We start from the raw sequence: 17,868 nt of genomic DNA, 5'->3' as shown, positions 1-17,868 counted from the left end.
GGGGACCCTCCCCGTATGTGAGGCTGTGCCCCATGGCCGTCGTCCGTGACCTGCGCGTCCTGCTGCGCTTCCAGGGCTTCCGGCGTCTGCTCGCCATGCGCCTGCTCTCCCAGGGCGCCGACGGCGTGTACCAGGTCGCGCTCGCGGCGTACGTCGTCTTCTCTCCGGAGCGGCAGACCTCGGCCGCGGCGGTCGCCTCCGCGATGGCGGTGCTGCTGCTCCCGTACTCCCTCGTCGGCCCCTTCGCCGGTGTCCTGCTGGACCGTTGGCGGCGCCGCCAGGTCCTGCTGTACGGCAGCCTGCTGCGCGCCCTGCTGGCCTCGGCGACGGCCCTGCTGATACTCAGCCCGGCTCCCGACTGGCTCTTCTACGTCTCCGCCTTGTGCGTCACCGCGGTCAACCGCTTCGTTCTCGCCGGACTCTCCGCCGCCCTGCCGCGCGTGGTCGACGCCGAGCGCCTGGTCATCGCCAACTCCCTCTCCCCGACCGCGGGAACCCTGGCGGCGACCGCGGGCGGCGGCCTGGCCTTCGTCGTCCGCCTGGTGGTGGCGGACTCCGACGCCGCCGTGGTGCTCGTGGCAGCCGGGCTGTACCTGTGCGCGGCTGTGGCTTCGCTGAGCATGGCGCGGGAGCTTCTCGGCCCCGACCGGACCCTGGTACGTGAGCAGCTCGGGCCCGCTCTCACGGGCACCGTCCGCGACCTGGTGGCCGGCGTACGTCACCTGGCCGCGCCGCAGCGCCGGGAGGCCGCCTGGGCGCTGGCGGCGATGGCGCTGATGCGGTTCTGCTACGGCGCCCTGCTGGTCATGCTGCTGATGCTCTGCCGGTACGCGCTCACCTCTACCACGGACGACGGACTCGCCCTGCTGGGGCTGGCGTTGGGCGTCTCCGGCGGGGGATTCTTCGCGGCGGCCGTGGTGACGCCGTGGGCCGCCGGGCGGCTGGGGCCGGGCCGCTGGATCGTCGTGTGCGCGGGGGCCGCCGCTCTGCTGGAGCCCGCTCTCGGGCTGCCGTTCGCCACCGTCCCGCTGCTGGTCGCGGCCTTCGTCCTGGGGCTGACCACCCAGGGCGCGAAGATCGCCACCGACACCATTGTCCAGTCGTCCGTGGAGGACGGCTTCCGTGGCCGGATCTTCTCTGTCTACGACGTCCTGTTCAACGTCTTCTTCGTCGGCGCCGCCGCCGTGGCGGCCCTGATGCTGCCTCCGGACGGCCGATCCGTGGCGCTGGTGATCACGATCGCCGCTATCTACGCGGCAGTAGCGACGGCTATGGCCCGGTTTGGCCACCGGTAAGTGTCACATCAATGACACAGAGCCACTCCTGACTACTGAGATGTCAGTGGGGCCCGATAACTTACGTGCGTCTTATCTCGCGACATGTTCGCGTCATTCACCATGTACTAGGGGGACCCCCGAATGACCACTCCGCCGCCCCAGGGCAACCCGTTCGCACAGAACCAGCCCGCGGGTCAGCCCCAGGCTCCGTACCCGCCGCAGGGCGGCTACCCCCAGCAGCCCGGACAGCCCGGCTTCCCGCCCCAGGGTGCTCCGTACGCCCCGGTCCCGCCGCAGCCGTCCGGCCGCAAGCTCAGCTTCAAGACCATCAAGAACATCGTGATCGTCATCGCGGTGGCGGGCATCGCCATCGGGGGCTACATAACCAGCCGGGACGACGCCAACACGGCGGCCGTCGGCGACTGCATGCACCGTGGCAGCACCAGCGACAACAACCCGGACCTCGAAGTCGTCAAGTGCAGCGACGCGAAGGCTCAGTACGTGGTGCTGGCCAAGATCGAGGGCTCGTTCCTCACGGACACTCTCGCGTCGAGCAAGTGCGAGTCCGAGGCCAAGGACTTCCAGTACTCGTACACCGAGAGCGGTGACGGCAAGGACTTCCTGCTCTGCCTGAAGGACTACAAGAAGTAGGGCAGACACACAGAGGGGCGGTGTTTCACGTGAAACACCGCCCCTTGGCTGTCTTGTGCGGGGTCATGTTTCACGTGAAACATGACCCCGTTCCACTGCCTCAGCTCTCCTGCTCGGCCCACCACTCCTTGAGTGCAGCCAGTGCGACATCGTGCTCCATCGGCCCGTTCTCCAGCCGCAGTTCCAGCATGTGCTTGTAAGCACGGCCGATGACCGGGCCGGGACCGACGCCGAGGATCTCCATGATCTGGTTGCCATCGAGGTCCGGGCGGATGGAGTCCAGCTCCTCCTGCTCCTGAAGGCTGGCGATCCGATCCTCCAGGCCGTCGTACGCACGCGACAGCGCCGCTGCCTTGCGTTTGTTGCGCGTGGTGCAGTCCGAGCGGGTCAGCTTGTGGAGGCGGTCGAGGAGCGGACCGGCGTCACGGACGTAGCGGCGGACCGCCGAGTCCGTCCACTCACCGGTGCCGTAACCGTGGAAGCGCAGATGGAGCTCGACCAGACGTGAGACGTCCTTCACCAGCTCGTTGGAGTACTTGAGCGCCGTCATGCGCTTCTTGGTCATCTTCGCCCCCACCACCTCGTGGTGGTGGAACGAGACCCGGCCGTCTTTCTCGAAGCGACGGGTGCGCGGCTTTCCGATGTCGTGGAGCAGGGCGGCCAGGCGGAGCGTCAGGTCGGGACCGTCGTCCTCCAGAGCCATCGCCTGCTCCAGGACGATCAGGGTGTGGTCGTAGACGTCCTTGTGCCGATGGTGCTCGTCACGCTCCAGGCGCAGAGCGGGCAGCTCGGGCAGCACACGGTCGGCGAGGCCGGTCTCGACGAGCAGCGTCAGACCCTTGCGCGGGTAGGGAGACAGGACCAGCTTGTTCAGCTCGTCCCGCACCCGCTCGGCCGAGACGATCTCGATACGCCCGGCCATCTCCGTCATCGCCGTGACGACCTCGGGGGCGACCTCGAAGTCGAGCTGAGCGGCGAAGCGCGCGGCCCGCATCATCCGCAGCGGGTCGTCCGAGAACGACTCCTCCGGGGTGCCAGGAGTGCGCAGCACCCGCGACGCGAGGTCCTGGAGCCCGCCGTGCGGGTCGACGAACTCCTTCTCCGGCAGCGCGACGGCCATCGCGTTCACGGTGAAGTCACGACGGACGAGGTCCTCCTCGATCGAGTCGCCGTACGACACCTCGGGCTTGCGTGAGGTCCGGTCGTAGGCCTCCGAACGGTAAGTGGTCACCTCGATCTGGTAGCCGTCCTTCTGTGCGCCGACGGTGCCGAAGGCGATCCCGACCTCCCAGACGGCGTCGGCCCATGGGCGCACGATCTTGAGTACGTCCTGGGGACGGGCATCGGTCGTGAAGTCGAGATCGTTGCCGAGCCGGCCCAGCAGCGCGTCCCGCACCGAGCCGCCGACCAGGGCGAGTGAGAACCCGGCCTCCTGGAATCGGCGGGCGAGGACGTCGGCGACAGGAGCGACCCGCAGCAGTTCACTCACCGCACGGTGCTGCACCTGGCTGAGGGCACTGGACGTTTCTTCGTTGGCGTTCGGCACAACAGAAGAGGGTACGTGGCCCGGGCGGCCGTAAGCTCCCCCTATTACGCGTGCGGACTCGTCCGTGAATAGACGCACAAGACTCGCCCTTGAGATGTAAAGAACCGCTCCCTTTTATACGGTCACATACCGGGCGGGACGGTGTCCGCCCGCGATCTTGTGGAGCGGACCGCGGCACTTCCCCTCAGCGCGCATCGTTACCATGCGTGGACGCACATTCCGACGACCACTGACGACGACGAGGGACGGGCGAAGCGCGTGGCCGACGCGGCAGACTTCCAGGGGACCAGTGCCTCACCGGCCCGCCGGTGGCTCCGGCGCACCGGGGCACTGCTCGCCGGTGCGCCCCTGCTGGCCGGGCTGCTCCAGCTGCCCGCCGCGGGCCCGGCGGACGCGGCCGGACAGGAGGCCCCGCAGGCGGCCGCCGGCGCGGGCTCGGTGTCCGTCGCCGTCGACTCGCTCAGCCCCACCGCCCCCTCCGAGGGCGACACGGTGAACGTGTCGGGCACGGTCACCAACAACGGCAAGCAGGCGGTCACCGACGCCCACGTCGATCTCCGGGTGGGCCCCTCGCTCGACACCCGCTCCTCCATCGACGCCCTCGCGAAGAAGAGCAACGCCGTCCAGGGCCCCACCGGCAAGGCGGTCGGCGGCAAGTACAGCGAGAAGCTCTCCAAGCTCACCCCCGGCGTGGCCGAGCCCTTCAACATCTCCGTGCCGGCCGACGAGCTGGACCTCGGCCCGGACGGCGTCTACCAGCTGGCCGTCGCGCTCTCCGGGGAGACCTCCGCGCAGCCCTGGGACCAGGTCCTGGGGGTCCAGCGCACGTTCCTGCCGTGGCAGCCCGAGGAGGCCGGCACCAAGACGAAGACCACGTTCATGTGGCCGCTCACCTCCACCGTCCATATGACGGCCGAGACGGGGTCGAACGAGCAGCAGACACCGGTCTTCCGCAACGACGACCTCGCCGAGGAGATCGCCCCGGGCGGCCGACTCGATCAGATGGTGTCGCTGGGCAAGGGCCTCGACATCACCTGGGTGATCGACCCGGACCTGCTGGCGTCCGTCGACGCGATGACGCGGAACTACGAGGTCAGAGGCGAGGACGGCACCACCACCGCCGGCCGGAACCAGGCGGTCGCCAAGCAGTGGCTCGCCGAGCTCCAGCAGGCGGTCACGGGCAAGGAGGTCGTCGCCCTGCCCTTCGGCGACCCCGACCTCGCCTCGGTCGCCCACAACGGAACGAACGTCACCGGCACCCTGAGCCACCTCAAGGAAGCCACCGACGTCATCGACGAAACGATCCCGACCATCCTCCACGTGAAACCGTCCACGGACTTCGCGTGGCCGGTGAACGGCGCCGTCGATCCGTCGATCATGAAGGTCGCGACCTCCGCGGGTGCCGACAAGGTGATCGCCCGCAGCGACAGCCTCCAGGACAACCTGTCGTACACGCCCTCCGCGGCCCGGCCCGTCGGAGGCGGCACCACGGCGGTCGTCGCGGATGCCAGGATGTCCACGGCGTTCCAGGGCAACCTGACGAAGGCCTCCGCGTCCACGCTCGCCGTGCAGCGCTTCCTGGCCCAGAGCCTGACGCTCGGCCTCCAGACCGGCAAGCAGCGCAGTGTCGTCGTCGCCCCGCAGCGCATGCCCTCCGTGAGCCAGGCGCAGGCCATGGCCGAGGCGCTGGCCACCCTCCAGAACGGGAACTGGTCCGAGTCGCAGGACCTCGCTGACGCCGCCAAGGCCAAGCCGGACCCGGCGGCCAACACCAAGGTGCCCTCGACCTCCAAGTACCCCGCCTCGCTCCGTAACCAGGAGCTGCTGCGAGCCGGCTTCGAGCAGATCGCGAGGACACAGGGCAAGCTCGACAGCTTCAAGGTGATCCTCACCGACCAGTCCCGGGTGGTGACCCCCTTCGGACGGGCCATGAACCGCGAGATGTCCACGTCGTGGCGTGGCCGGGGCGTGGCGGCGGTGGGGTACCGCTACGGCGTCGAGTCGTACCTCAACGGGCTCACCAACGGGGTCAAGCTGATCGAGAAGTCGGAGACCAAGCTCTCCGGCCGCAGCGCCACGATCCCCGTGACCGTCCAGAACAACCTGGTCCAGGGCGTCGAGCACCTGGAGCTGCGGCTCACGTCGAAGAACCCGACGCGTCTGAAGATCGGCGACGACGCCTACGAGGAACAGCGCGTCACCGTGAACGGCGGCCACAGCCAGTCGGTGAAGTTCACCACGTCGGCCAACGCCAACGGCCGGGCCGAGGTCGTCGCCCAGCTGTACACCGAGGACGGTCAGAAGTACGGCGCCCCCGTCACCTTCGACGTGAAGGTCACCGAGGTCACGGCCACCGTGATGCTGGTCATCGGCGGCGGTGTCCTGCTCCTGGTCCTCGCCGGCTTCCGTATGTACACCCAGCGCAAGCGCGCCGCCGCCCGCGAGACGGACGAGGACGGCACCGCCGAGACGGACGACGCCGACAGTCCGCAGAGCCCGGCCGGCGCTGCGCAGAACCCCGAGGCCGCCGGCGACCGTCTCAAGCAGGAGACCGGGGCCGGACCTCGGGCAGAGGGCCCGGAGCAGCCGAGTGACCCGGCTCCGGACACCGCAGCGGAAAGCGCCGACCCGTCCGGCACGGGTGAGAGAGTGGACCGTTAGATGTCGTGGCCGGTGGGCCGGGGACGATGAGGTGGGGTAACCATGAACGCGCCGTACGACGGTGACCGCGGCCGTGCCGCGGGCAGCCCGGGCTACCCCGAGTCGGGTGGGCCCGAGGGCTCGCCGGCCGAGCACGGCCAGGTACCGCCGCAGCCCCCAGCGGACATGTACCTCCAGGACGCCTACGACCAGGACCCCTACCGGGCACAGGACCTCTCCGCCCAGGACCCGGTCGCCGAGGCGCTCTACGACCGCGCCGCGCACCCGCCGCCCCCTCCGGGCACGTACCAGCCTCAGCAGATGTACGCCCAGCCGCCCCAGTCGCCGTACGCGCCCGACCCGCAGGTGTGGGCCCAGACGCCCGCGCCGGAGCCGGAGGGCCCGACGCGGCACCTGCCGTACGGCGACGACCCCAGGACCACCCAGTTCGTAGGGGTGGACGATCTGGTCTCCCAGGCGGGCGAGCCGCGCCAGGAGCCGGACGCCTTCGCGCACCTCTACAGGGACCAGCAGCAGAACAGCGGTCACCCGTCGTACGAGCAGCCGTCGGTCCCCGGTCCGTCCCAGGCCCCGGGTCAGATGGGACAGGGCCAGTACGCGCCGCAGGGCCAGTACGGGGCGCAGGGTCCGTACGGCGCGCCCGGCCAGACCGCACCGACGCCGCCCCTCGTCGACGAGCCCCCCGCCCCGGAGCCCGCTGCCTCAGCGGCCCCAAAGAAGGGCGGCCGCGCCGCCGGGCTCATGAAGTCCAGCGCCGTGATGGCGGCGGGCACGATGGTCTCCCGCCTCACCGGCTTCATCCGCTCCGCGCTGATCGTGTCGGCCATCGGCGTCGGCTTTCTCGGTGACACCTTCCAGGTCGCCTACCAGCTGCCGACGATGATCTACATCCTCACGGTCGGCGGCGGTCTCAACTCCGTCTTCGTGCCGCAGCTCGTGCGCGCCATGAAGGACGACGAGGACGGCGGCGAGGCGTACGCCAACCGCCTGCTGACCCTCGTCATGGTGGCACTCGGCGCACTCACCGCGCTCGCGGTCTTCGGCGCGCCGCTCCTGATCCGCATGATGTCCCCCTCGATCGCCAGCGACCCCGCGGCGAATCAGGTCGGCATCACCTTCGTCCAGTACTTCCTGCCCTCGATCTTCTTCATGGGCGTCCATGTGGTGATGGGCCAGATCCTCAACGCGCGCGGGAAGTTCGGCGCGATGATGTGGACCCCGGTCCTGAACAACATCGTCATCATCGTGACGCTGGGCATGTTCATCTACGTCTACGGCACCGCCGCCGACTCCGGGATGAAGGTCACGACCATCCCGCCGGAGGGCCAGCGCCTCCTCGGCATCGGCGTCCTGCTCGGCCTCGTGGTCCAGGCGCTGGCGATGATCCCCTATCTGCGCGAGACCGGCTTCCGGCTGCGGCTGCGCTTCGACTGGAAGGGCCAGGGCCTCGGCAAGGCCATCACGCTCGCCAAGTGGACGGTTCTGTTCGTCCTCGCCAACCAGGCGGGCGCCATGGTCGTCGTCTGGCTGTCCACCGCGGCGGGCAAGGACTCGCCCGTCGACGGCACCGGCTTCTCCGCCTACGCCAACGCACAGCTGATCTGGGGCCTGCCGCAGGCCATCATCACCGTCTCCCTCATGGCGGCTCTGCTGCCGCGTCTGTCGCGCTCGGCGGCCGAGGGCGACGGTGGCGCCGTCCGCGACGACATCTCCCAGGGCCTGCGCACCACGGCGGTCGCGATCGTGCCGATCGCCTTCGGTTTCCTCTCGCTCGGCATCCCCATGTGCACGCTGATGTTCGGCTCCTCGGGCACCAGCGAGGCCACCAACATGGGCTTCATGCTGATGGCGTTCGGTCTCGGCCTGATCCCGTACTCCGTGCAGTACGTCGTCCTGCGGGCCTTCTACGCCTATGAGGACACCCGAACCCCCTTCTACAACACGGTCATCGTGGCCGCGGTCAACGCGGGCGCGTCGGCGATCTGCTACTTCGTCATGCCGTCCCGCTGGGCCGTGGTCGGCATGGCCGCCTCGTACGGCCTGGCGTACGCGATCGGTGTCGGCGTCGCCTGGAGCCGGCTGCGCAAGCGGCTGGGCGGGGACCTCGACGGCGCCCGTGTCCTGCGGACTTACGCCCGGCTGAGCATCGCGTCGATCCCGGCCGCACTGCTCAGCGGCGCGGCCTGCTACGGCATCGGCCAGACCCTCGGCCAGGGCGTCGGAGGCTCGATCGCCGGGGTACTGGCCGGCAGTGCCGTGCTCCTCGGGATCTTCTTCGTCGCCGCCCGCCGCATGCGCATCGAGGAACTCAACTCGCTGGTCGGCATGGTGCGCGGACGCCTGGGACGCTGAGTCGGGGGGTAGGCGCACAACCATCATCAGCCGCTGCGTGTCGTGCATAGCGGCGGACTGTGGGCACAATTGGTTTCGGCGTCGGACGGCGCGCAACGGATGGCGGACGGCGCGCACATGGATGGGGAGGCAGGAACGACGGTGGCGGAACGTAGTACGGCTGCCGTCGACGTGGCAGACAACAGCGACGACTCGTCGCTGACCGCGAAGGCGGACCAGTCCACGGCCGACGGGGTGGCCAAGAACCGGGAGCGGGACACGGACAGCGACGAGGTACAGGAGAGCACCCGGACCGACGGTCCCGGAACGACCTCGCCGCCTGAACTGCACAGTGGGCACAAACTCGCCAGACGCTACCGTCTCGAGGAGTGCGTCACCCGTCTGGACGGTTTCAGCAGCTGGCGTGCCGTGGACGAGAAGCTCCGCCGCGCCGTCGGCGTGCACATCCTGCCCGCCGACCACTCAAGGGCCCGCTCGGTCCTGGCCGCCGCACGCTCCTCCGCGCTCCTCGGCGACCCCCGCTTCGTCCAGGTGCTGGACGCGGTGGAGGAGAACGACCTCGTCTATGTCGTCCACGAGTGGCTTCCCGACGCGACGGAGCTGACCCCGCTCCTCGCCTCCGGGCCACTGGAGCCGTACGACGCCTACCAGATGGTCAGTCAGATCTCCTCCGCCATGGCCGCCGCGCACCGCGAGGGTCTCGCCCATCTGCGGCTGAACCCCAACGCCGTGCTGCGCACCTCGACCGGTCAGTGGCGCATCCGCGGACTCGCCGTGAACGCCGCCCTGCGCGGCATCACGACCGACACCCCGCAGCGCACCGACACCGAGGCCATCGGCGCCCTGCTGTACGCGGCGCTCACCCAGCGCTGGCCGTACGAGAGCGACGCCTACGGCCTGTCGGGCCTGCCGAAGGACATCGGCCTGATCGCACCCGACCAGGTGCGTGCCGGTGTGCACCGCGGGCTCTCCGAACTGTCCATGCGCGCGCTCGTCAACGACGGAGCCACCGCGTCCCGGCACGAGTCGCCGTGCACGACGCCCGAGGAGCTGGTGAAGGCGATCGGCGAGATGCCCCGCATCCGCCCGCCGGAGCCGGCGTTCACCGCCCCGCCCGAGTACCAGCGCACGACGTACCAGCAGGGCACGTACGGCCGCCAGGCCCCGCGTCACGGCGCCACCCAGCCGGTCCCGGCCCCGCCGCCCCCGCTGCAGAGCCGCACGGGCAAGGCCCTGAAGTGGGCCGTGTCCGCCCTCCTGATCGCCGCACTGGGCCTCGGCAGCTGGCAGCTGGCGGACGCGCTCATGGACCAGGGCGGCAAGAACGAGGACCCGGGCCAGACGCAGACCAACGACGGGAACGACAAGAGCCCGAAGAAGCCGACGGGCGGCAAGCCCATCGCCATCAGCGGTGCCCGCGACTTCGACCCCTTCGGCGCTGACGGTTCCGAGAAGCCGTCCGACATAGGGAAGGTCTACGACAACAGCACGGCCACCTACTGGCAGACGGACTTCTACCTGAGTTCGGACTTCGGCCGCCTGAAGTCGGGTGTCGGTGTCATCCTCGACCTCGGCAAGGTCCAGCAGGTCGGAAAGGTGAAGGTCACCTTCGTCGGGGACACCTCGGTCGAGCTCCGCAGCGCGAGCGCGGACGCGGGCTCGGAGCCTACGTCCTTCGACGCCTACACCAAGGTCGCCGAGGGCAAGGGGACGACGGTGGAACTCAAGCCCAAGGCCCTCAAAAGCCGCTACCTTCTGGTGTGGCTGACCGAGCTGCCCATGCAGTCGGACGACGGCAAGTGGCGCGGCAGGGTGGCGGACATCAAGGTGACCAGCTGACCGCATCTGCCTCGAGGAAGGAGGCCGATGGCAGACGGCACCGGGTACGACGGAGTAAGCGATCAGGATCTGCTCGCCCGCCATGTCGAAGGCGACCCCGACGCCTTCGGTGAGATCGTGCGGCGGCATCGCGATCGCCTCTGGGCCGTCGCCCTGCGGACGCTGGGGGACCGCGAGGAGGCCGCTGACGCGGTGCAGGACGCCCTCGTATCCGCCTACCGGGCCGCCCACACCTTCCGGGGCCAGTCGGCCGTCACAACCTGGCTGCACAGGATCACGGTGAACGCCTGCCTGGACCGCGCCCGCAAGGTCGCCTCCCGGAAGACCTCTCCCGTCGACGACACCGAGCGCCTGGAGCAGCTGCTGGAGCCGCACGAGTCGGCTTCCGCGCCCGCCGAGCGCAACGATCTCCATCGGCAGCTCATCGAAGCCCTGGGCACCCTGCCGGCCGACCAGCGCGCGGCGCTCGTCCTGGTGGACATGCAGGGCTACCCGGTCGCGGAGGCGGCCCGCATCCTCGAGGTGCCGACCGGCACGGTCAAGAGCCGATGCGCACGCGGCAGAGCCAGACTCCTGCCGCTGCTCACCCATCTACGACCGGACAACGGCCGCCAGGACAAGAACCCGGGCGGGGAACGGAACCGGACGCAAGAGCCAACCGTCCCACCCGCAGCGGGACCACGCCGAACGGGACCGCCGGACACAGGACCCAGCGACTCAGCTGCAGTGAAGGGCGGAGGTGGACGAGCGTGACGTCGACGACAGACATGGCCGGGCACCCGGACGTCGCGGAGATCTCCGACCTCTCCGAAGGCATTCTCCCGCCGTCCCGGAGCACCGACGTGCGTCGCCATCTGGACGAGTGCGAGCTCTGCGCGGACGTCTATGCCTCACTGGAGGAGATCCGCGGCCTGCTCGGCACGCTGCCGGGACCGCCGCGCATGCCCGCCGCTGTCGCGGGCCGCATCGATGCCGCACTCGCCGCCGAGGCTCTGCTGAACGCCACGGAGCCTGAGGCCGCTGAGGGGCTGACGCCGGCCAGTGCTTCCCGCTCCGCTTCCGAGGACGACAGTGGTGCGCATGTTTCACGTGAAACATCGACGCCCGCCGACCGGCCCGCCGGTCGCCCCCGCTCTTCCACCACCGGACCGGGCCGCAAGGGACGCACACGGAACGGGCGGCGCAGGATCGCCGTCCTGGGGACCGTCTTCACGGTGGCAGCCCTGGGGCTTGGCTCCGTCCTGCTGTCGTCACTCGGCGACAACAAGCCGCCCCACGACACAGCGGGCGACCGGCAGACCACCGCGGCGGACACCTTCTCCGAGGGGAAGCTGCAGAAGCAGGTCACCGATCTCCTCGCCGAGAACCAGAGCGAGGAAGGCGGCAGTTCCCGCACCCCCCTCGGCGCGGCGACCGCCCCCGGCAGCAACCACCCCAAGTTCCTCAGGGAGCCCACCGTGCCCGGCTGCGTCCGTGACGGCATCGGGCGCAAGGACGCGGCCCTGGCTGTGGAGAACGGTAGGTATCAGGGGAAGAAGGCCATGCTCGTGCTGCTTCCCGACGCCACCGACGCCACCCGGGTCACCGCCTATATCGTCGACGCGACCTGTGTGGATCACCAGGCGTCCACTGCCGGGGGCAAGGTCCTCCTGGAGCGCTCCTACCCGTCCTCCTGAGCGAGTGCATCGTCCTGGCCCTGCGTGGTATCCAGCACAGTGCCGCATCTCCGTGTGCCCGGACACAGCGGGAATGCGCGCCCCTTAGGATCCGTTGGGTGGTGTGAGAGTTCCGAAAGAGGCTCCCACCGGTCGAACGACGCAGACCAGAGACGAGGAAACAAGCCGTGAGCGACGTCCGTAACGTGATCATCATCGGCTCCGGGCCCGCCGGCTACACGGCGGCCCTCTACACCGCGCGCGCGTCGCTGAAGCCGCTGGTGTTCGAGGGGGCCGTCACCGCAGGCGGTGCGCTCATGAACACCACCGACGTCGAGAACTTCCCTGGCTTCCAGGACGGCATCATGGGCCCCGAGCTCATGGACAACATGCGTGCCCAGGCGGAGCGCTTCGGCGCCGAACTCGTCCCGGACGATGTCGTGGCCGTCGACCTGTCCGGCGAGATCAAGACCGTCACGGACACCGCCGGCACCGTCCACCGGGCGAAGGCCGTCATCGTCTCCACCGGCTCGCAGCACCGCAAGCTCGGTCTGCCGAACGAGGACGCCCTCTCCGGCCGTGGGGTGTCCTGGTGCGCCACCTGTGACGGGTTCTTCTTCAAGGACCAGGACATCGCCGTGATCGGTGGCGGCGACACCGCCATGGAGGAGGCCACCTTCCTCTCGCGGTTCGCCAAGTCCGTGACCGTGGTCCACCGCCGCGACACCCTGCGCGCTTCCAAGGCCATGCAGGAGCGTGCCTTCGCCGACCCGAAGATCAAGTTCGTGTGGGACAGCGAGGTCGCCGAGATCCAGGGCGACCCGAAGCTCTCGGGCCTGAAGCTGCGCAACCTCAAGACCGGTGAGCTCTCCGACCTGCCGGTGACCGGCCTGTTCATCGCCATCGGCCACGACCCCCGCACCGAGCTCTTCAAGGGTCAGCTCGACCTGGACGAAGAGGGCTACCTGAAGGTGGAGGCGCCGTCGACGCGCACGAACCTGACCGGTGTCTTCGGTGCCGGCGACGTGGTCGACCACACCTACCGCCAGGCGATCACCGCGGCCGGGACCGGCTGCTCCGCTGCGCTCGACGCCGAGCGCTTCCTCGCCGCCCTCGCGGACGAAGAGCAGCCCGAGCCCGAGAAGACCTCTGTCTGAACCCCTCCCTACCCGCCCCGCGCACCAACCAGTTAAGGAGCCCGCCGTGGCCGGCACCCTGAAGAATGTGACCGACGACTCCTTCGAGCAGGACGTCCTCAAGAGCGACAAGCCTGTCCTGGTGGACTTCTGGGCCGCCTGGTGCGGGCCGTGCCGCCAGATCGCGCCGTCCCTCGAGGCGATCGCCTCCGAGTACGGCGAGAAGATCGAGGTCGTCAAGCTGAACATCGACGAGAACCCGGGTACGGCCGCCAAGTATGGCGTCATGTCCATCCCGACCCTGAACGTCTACCAGGGCGGCGAGGTCGCCAAGACCATCGTGGGCGCGAAGCCGAAGGCCGCGATCGTTCGCGACCTCGAGGAGTTCATCGCCGAGTGAATCGGCTGAGCCGTCACGGCGACGGTGCATGTTTCACGTGAAACACGAATGGGCCAACCCGGAAGGGTTGGCCCATTCGTTTGACTGCACTACAGCGGTCGCAGCGCCGGCTCCTTCTGTACGGCGCCTAGGAGCCGGTCCAGCGCCATCTCGACGTCTTCCTTCCAGGAGAGCGTCGATCTCAGCTCCAGCCTCAGCCGGGGACTGGTGGGGTGCTGCCTGACCGTCTTGAAGCCCACTGCCAGGAGATGGTCAGCCGGCAGCACACAGGCCGGCTCCTTCCAGCGCACATCTCCGAACGCCTCGATCGCCTTGAAGTCGCGTCGCAGCAGATCCTTGGCGACCGTCTGGACCATCACCCGGCCCAGTCCCTGCCCCTGGTAGCCCGGCATGATGAACGCGGTCATCAACTGAACCGCGTCGGGAGAGATGGGACTCGTGGGAAACGCCATGGAACGGGGGACGTAGGCGGGAGGGGCGTAGAGCACAAAGCCCACCGGCACATCGTCGACGTACACGACCCGGCCGCAGGATCCCCAGTCCAGCAGAACAGCCGAGATCCAGGACTCCTTCTCGAAGGCCGGTGTGCCCGCCTTTACCGCGGCCTCACCGCTGACTGGGTCGAGCTCCCAGAAGACACACGAGCGACAGCGCTTGGGAAGGTCCTGAAGGTTGTCCAGCGTGAGCGGTACGAGCCGACGCCCCATGAAGGCTGTTCCTCGCTTCCTTCGCCCGCCGCGTCGCGGGCGGCTGTCAGAGCGCTCCGTTCCCTGAGGAGACTGCCGATGAACCCACCGACCGCCCCCAGTCCCAAACCGGCGCTCACCAGTCCGGTGCGGCTCATCGTTCCCATGGCCCCTGCCTGCCTTTCAGAGGTGCTGCCGGGTGGTCGCGCCGTACCCCAACGCATCGTATCCACGATGCGATTCCATCGATACCGCCAGAAAGGAAAGAGCGGGCCATGTTCCGGTACACACCGGACACGGCCCGCTCTGTCGGATGCACAGCGGAGGCTCCTGCCGGAGACTCAGGACTCGCTCTCCTCGGAGTCACTCTCCAGAAGGCTCGTCTGCAGGACCGGTCCCTCTCCAGGAGCAAGGGAACCGAGGATCCGCTCCAGGTCCTCCATGGAGGCGAACTCGACGGTGATCTTGCCCTTCTTCTGGCCCAGGTCGACCTTCACCCGCGTCTCGAAACGGTCCGACAGCCGCGTGGCGAGGTCGGAGAGCGCGGGAGAGACCCGGGCACCGGCACGCGGGCCCTTGGGCCGCTGAGCCTTCTGAGGACGTGAGCCCATCAGGGTCACGATCTCCTCGACGGCCCGCACCGAGAGCCCCTCGGCCACGATGCGGTGGGCCAGCCTGTCCTGCTCCTCCGAGTCCTCGACGGACAGCAGCGCTCGTGCGTGGCCGGCGGAGAGCACCCCGGCGGCAACACGGCGCTGGACGGCCGGCGAGAGCTTCAGCAGACGCAGGGTGTTGGAGACCTGCGGGCGCGACCGGCCGATGCGGTCCGCCAGCTGATCGTGCGTGCAGTTGAAGTCCCTCAGCAACTGGTCGTAGGCGGCTGCCTCTTCCAGCGGGTTCAGCTGGGCGCGGTGCAGGTTCTCCAGCAGAGCGTCCAGGAGGAGCTTCTCGTCCTCCGTGGCCCGCACGATCGCCGGGATCGCCTCCAGTCCCGCCTCGCGGCAGGCACGCCAGCGGCGCTCGCCCATGATGAGCTCGTAGCGGGCGGGTCCCACCTGCCGTACGACGACCGGCTGGAGGAGCCCGACCTCCTTGATCGAGGTGATGAGCTCGGCCAGCGCGTCATCGTCGAAGACCTCACGCGGCTGCCGCGGGTTCGGCGTGATGTCGTCGAGGGGGATCTCGGCGAAGTGCGCACCGATGGGTGCTGCAGGCGCGGCGGGAGCACTGGGCTGAATGGGCTCCTCTGTTTCACGTGAAACAGTCGGCAGAGTCGCCACCTTCGCTGCCGCGACCCCACGGTCGTTCGGCAGTGCGGGCACTGCCGTGGGGGATGCGGAAGCTGCTCCCCCTGCGGCCGCCTGGGCCACCGACTTCTCCGTGGGGGCAGCGGGGATCAGTGCGCCGAGTCCACGGCCCAGTCCCCTCCGTCGCTCACTCACTGGATGCCCTCCACCATGCTCGGGTCGTTCTGCTGTACGCCGATGTGAGCGTGCGTGGCTTCATAGCTGATGCCGACGCCCTTCAGCGCGATCTCTCGTGCCGCCTCAAGGTAAGAGAGGGCACCACTCGATCCTGGATCGTATGTCAATACCGTCTGCCCATAACTCGGCGCCTCGGAGATACGGACGGAACGGGGGATGCTCGTCCGCAGTACCTCGTCGCCGAAGTGGGTGCGCACCTCGTCCGCGACCTGGGACGCAAGCCGCGTCCGGCCGTCGTACATGGTGAGCAGGATGGTCGACACATGCAGGGCGGGGTTGAGGTGCCCGCGAACGAGATCGACGTTTCGCAACAGCTGACCAAGGCCTTCCAGCGCGTAGTACTCGCACTGGATGGGGATCAGGACCTCCTGGCCCGCCACCAACGCATTGACCGTCAGGAGGCCGAGTGAGGGCGGGCAGTCGATGAGGATGTAGTCCAGCGGCTGCTCGTACGCCTGAATGGCACGCTGCAGCCTGCTCTCCCGGGCCACCAGGGACACCAGCTCGATCTCCGCACCGGCGAGATCGATCGTGGCGGGTGCGCAGAAGAGACCCTCGACATCAGGGACCGGCTGGACGACCTCGGAGAGCGGCTTGCTCTCCACCAACACGTCGTAGATGGAAGGAACTTCGGCGTGATGGTCGATACCCAGTGCCGTGGACGCATTGCCCTGTGGGTCGAGGTCGACCACCAAGACGCGGCCGCCGTGCAGGGCCAGTGACGCGGCAAGATTGACGGTCGTCGTCGTCTTGCCCACACCGCCCTTCTGGTTGGCGACCACCATGATTCGGGTCTGCTCGGGCCGTGGCAGGCCCTCGCCGGCGCGGCCCAGTGCCTCCACCGCCAGTTGGGCAGCACGACCGATGGGAGTGTCGTCCATCGGAGGCGGTGTTTCACGTGAAACATCCGCCCCCATCGACTCGGTACGGGGACCGGGGACCGGATCGGTCATCGGTCCCGCGATGTTGGCGTCGGACCGCAAGGATTCACTCTCCTCGACTTCAGGCTCGCTATGAACAGAGCCTCCCATGCCTTCGGGGTCGTGAACCAGTGAGGCCTGGCGTTCTGTGGAGAAATCCACCTCTGTGGACAACTCGGTTCCCTCATCGAGTGAACCGAGAGGCTTACGGTCGCGGGGTTCGGCCGCAGCGCGGCCACGACTGATGATGCCGTGCAGCAGTGAGCGACGTTTCACGTGAAACACGATGCACAGCTGCCGTGGCCGAACCGCCGCGACACTCCGGCACGCATCGGTTTGGCAGCTTGTGTGGAGTACGTCTCGTCCTCAGGACGGATCAGCGTCGTCGGGACGGATCAGCGTCGTCCGGACGGGATCCGCTCAGCGGCGCCGACGTGCCCGACCCGTACGAGCCGCCTTGGCGCGCTTCGCGGCGAAGCGCACACCGCCGGGGCTCTCCCCAACCTCGACCCGAACGACCGTGGACATCGGGTCCACCACGCCTTCACCCACATGCAGGATGGACGTCTCCACAGCACCCAGCTTGCTCAGCGCCGCCGACGCGCTCTTCAGCTCCTCCTCGGCGGCATCGCCCTTGAGCGCGAGCATCTCCCCGTAGGGCCGCAGCAGCGGGACGCCCCAGGTGGCGAGACGGTCGAGCGGCGCGACGGCTCGGGCGGTCACGACGTGGACAGGCTGGATCTTCCCCATGACCTCTTCGGCCCGGCCGCGAACGACCGTCACGTGATCGAGGCCGAGCAGCTCCACGACCTCGGTGAGGAAGTTGGTGCGCCGCAACAGCGGCTCCAGCAGCGTGATCTTCAGATCCTCCCGGACGAGCGCCAGGGGAATGCCGGGCAGGCCTGCGCCCGAGCCGACATCGCACACGGTCACACCCTCCGGCACGACCTCCGAGAGCACCGCGCAGTTCAGCAGGTGCCGCTCCCACAGGCGGGGCACTTCACGCGGACCGATGAGACCGCGCTGCACGCCCGCATGCGCGAGCAACTCGGCGTACCGCACCGCATCCGCGAAGCGATCACCGAACACCTCGCGCGCCTGCTCGGGCGCGGGGGGAAGCTCCGCTGCCTCCGTCACGGGGGACCGTCCTTCCGTACCGCGTCAGCGCGCCCAGCGCCGACGCCAGAACCACCAGAACTATCAGGCTGACAAAGTTCGGCCCCGCCTGCGCAACAGACGGGGCCGGGAGACCTAGGGACCG

General features: G+C 68.9%; 14 protein-coding genes. 9 read left to right on the top strand and 5 right to left on the bottom strand.

What is annotated here, in order from left to right; all coding sequences use genetic code 11:
• The first annotated feature begins 32 nt into the window (after positions 1-32).
• Both ACWIF2_RS24490 and ACWIF2_RS24485 read left to right on the top strand, forming a co-directional pair.
• Positions 33-1,295, top strand: coding sequence for an MFS transporter (locus ACWIF2_RS24490; protein WP_454362756.1), 1,263 nt, complete (start codon positions 33-35; stop codon positions 1,293-1,295).
• Positions 1,296-1,418: 123 nt separating this feature from the next.
• Positions 1,419-1,928 (top strand): LppU/SCO3897 family protein, encoded by a 510-nt coding sequence (locus ACWIF2_RS24485; RefSeq protein WP_454362755.1) that lies wholly within the window; start codon positions 1,419-1,421, stop codon positions 1,926-1,928.
• 100 nt (positions 1,929-2,028) lie between these two features.
• Here the strand turns inward: ACWIF2_RS24485 and ACWIF2_RS24480 are convergent, their stop codons facing one another.
• Positions 2,029-3,474, bottom strand: coding sequence for a CCA tRNA nucleotidyltransferase (locus ACWIF2_RS24480; protein WP_454362754.1), 1,446 nt, complete (start codon positions 3,472-3,474; stop codon positions 2,029-2,031).
• Positions 3,475-3,732: 258 nt separating this feature from the next.
• On the opposite strand from ACWIF2_RS24480, the gene ACWIF2_RS24475 reads away from it, so the two are divergent.
• From ACWIF2_RS24475 to trxA, 7 genes are all read left to right on the top strand, one after another.
• A complete protein-coding gene (locus ACWIF2_RS24475) occupies positions 3,733-6,135 on the top strand; it encodes a DUF6049 family protein (protein ID WP_454362753.1) in 2,403 nt (800 codons plus the stop codon).
• 42 nt (positions 6,136-6,177) lie between these two features.
• A complete protein-coding gene (gene murJ / locus ACWIF2_RS24470; RefSeq protein WP_454362752.1) occupies positions 6,178-8,487 on the top strand; it encodes a murein biosynthesis integral membrane protein MurJ in 2,310 nt (769 codons plus the stop codon).
• Positions 8,488-8,628: 141 nt separating this feature from the next.
• Positions 8,629-10,326 (top strand): protein kinase family protein, encoded by a 1,698-nt coding sequence (locus tag ACWIF2_RS24465; protein WP_454362751.1) that lies wholly within the window; start codon positions 8,629-8,631, stop codon positions 10,324-10,326.
• Positions 10,327-10,353: 27 nt separating this feature from the next.
• Positions 10,354-11,079, top strand: a complete 726-nt coding sequence (gene sigM / locus ACWIF2_RS24460) for an RNA polymerase sigma factor SigM (RefSeq protein ID WP_454362750.1) — start codon at positions 10,354-10,356, stop codon at positions 11,077-11,079.
• Entirely contained in the window at positions 11,076-12,002 is a 927-nt protein-coding gene (locus ACWIF2_RS24455; RefSeq protein ID WP_454362749.1) for an anti-sigma factor family protein, read from the top strand. Before sigM ends, ACWIF2_RS24455 begins: the two co-directional genes overlap by 4 nt.
• Positions 12,003-12,169: 167 nt before the next feature.
• Positions 12,170-13,138, top strand: coding sequence for a thioredoxin-disulfide reductase (gene trxB / locus ACWIF2_RS24450; RefSeq protein WP_311126633.1), 969 nt, complete (start codon positions 12,170-12,172; stop codon positions 13,136-13,138).
• Positions 13,139-13,184: 46 nt separating this feature from the next.
• Entirely contained in the window at positions 13,185-13,517 is a 333-nt protein-coding gene (gene trxA / locus ACWIF2_RS24445) for a thioredoxin (RefSeq protein ID WP_184593875.1), read from the top strand.
• Positions 13,518-13,606: 89 nt separating this feature from the next.
• Here trxA and ACWIF2_RS24440 read toward each other — a convergent pair whose 3' ends face one another.
• The 4 genes from ACWIF2_RS24440 to rsmG form a co-directional block, all read right to left on the bottom strand.
• A complete protein-coding gene (locus ACWIF2_RS24440) occupies positions 13,607-14,224 on the bottom strand; it encodes a GNAT family N-acetyltransferase (protein WP_454362748.1) in 618 nt (205 codons plus the stop codon).
• Positions 14,225-14,544: 320 nt separating this feature from the next.
• The gene (locus ACWIF2_RS24435) at positions 14,545-15,645 is read right to left on the bottom strand and encodes a ParB/RepB/Spo0J family partition protein (RefSeq protein WP_454362747.1); all 1,101 of its coding nucleotides are present in this window, start codon (positions 15,643-15,645) and stop codon (positions 14,545-14,547) included.
• Positions 15,642-16,718 (bottom strand): ParA family protein, encoded by a 1,077-nt coding sequence (locus ACWIF2_RS24430; RefSeq protein WP_189727359.1) that lies wholly within the window; start codon positions 16,716-16,718, stop codon positions 15,642-15,644. Before ACWIF2_RS24430 ends, ACWIF2_RS24435 begins: the two co-directional genes overlap by 4 nt.
• Positions 16,719-17,027: 309 nt before the next feature.
• A complete protein-coding gene (rsmG, locus tag ACWIF2_RS24425; protein ID WP_454362746.1) occupies positions 17,028-17,744 on the bottom strand; it encodes a 16S rRNA (guanine(527)-N(7))-methyltransferase RsmG in 717 nt (238 codons plus the stop codon).
• Positions 17,745-17,868: the final 124 nt, after the last annotated feature.

The sequence above is a fragment of the Streptomyces sp. NPDC055506 genome (genome assembly GCF_053643595.1).
This window is presented reverse-complemented; position numbering and strand designations above follow the sequence as displayed.

Excerpts from the sequence above, each read along its gene's own strand:
- ACWIF2_RS24485 (WP_454362755.1), top strand. The coding sequence starts at position 1,419 with ATGACCACTCCGCCGCCCCAGGGCAACCCGTTCGCACAGAACCAGCCC.
- ACWIF2_RS24440 (WP_454362748.1), bottom strand. The coding sequence starts at position 14,224 with ATGGGGCGTCGGCTCGTACCGCTCACGCTGGACAACCTTCAGGACCTT.
- ACWIF2_RS24430 (WP_189727359.1), bottom strand. The coding sequence starts at position 16,718 with ATGGGAGGCTCTGTTCATAGCGAGCCTGAAGTCGAGGAGAGTGAATCC.
- murJ (WP_454362752.1), top strand. The coding sequence starts at position 6,178 with ATGAACGCGCCGTACGACGGTGACCGCGGCCGTGCCGCGGGCAGCCCG.
- sigM (WP_454362750.1), top strand. The coding sequence starts at position 10,354 with ATGGCAGACGGCACCGGGTACGACGGAGTAAGCGATCAGGATCTGCTC.
- ACWIF2_RS24490 (WP_454362756.1), top strand. The coding sequence starts at position 33 with ATGGCCGTCGTCCGTGACCTGCGCGTCCTGCTGCGCTTCCAGGGCTTC.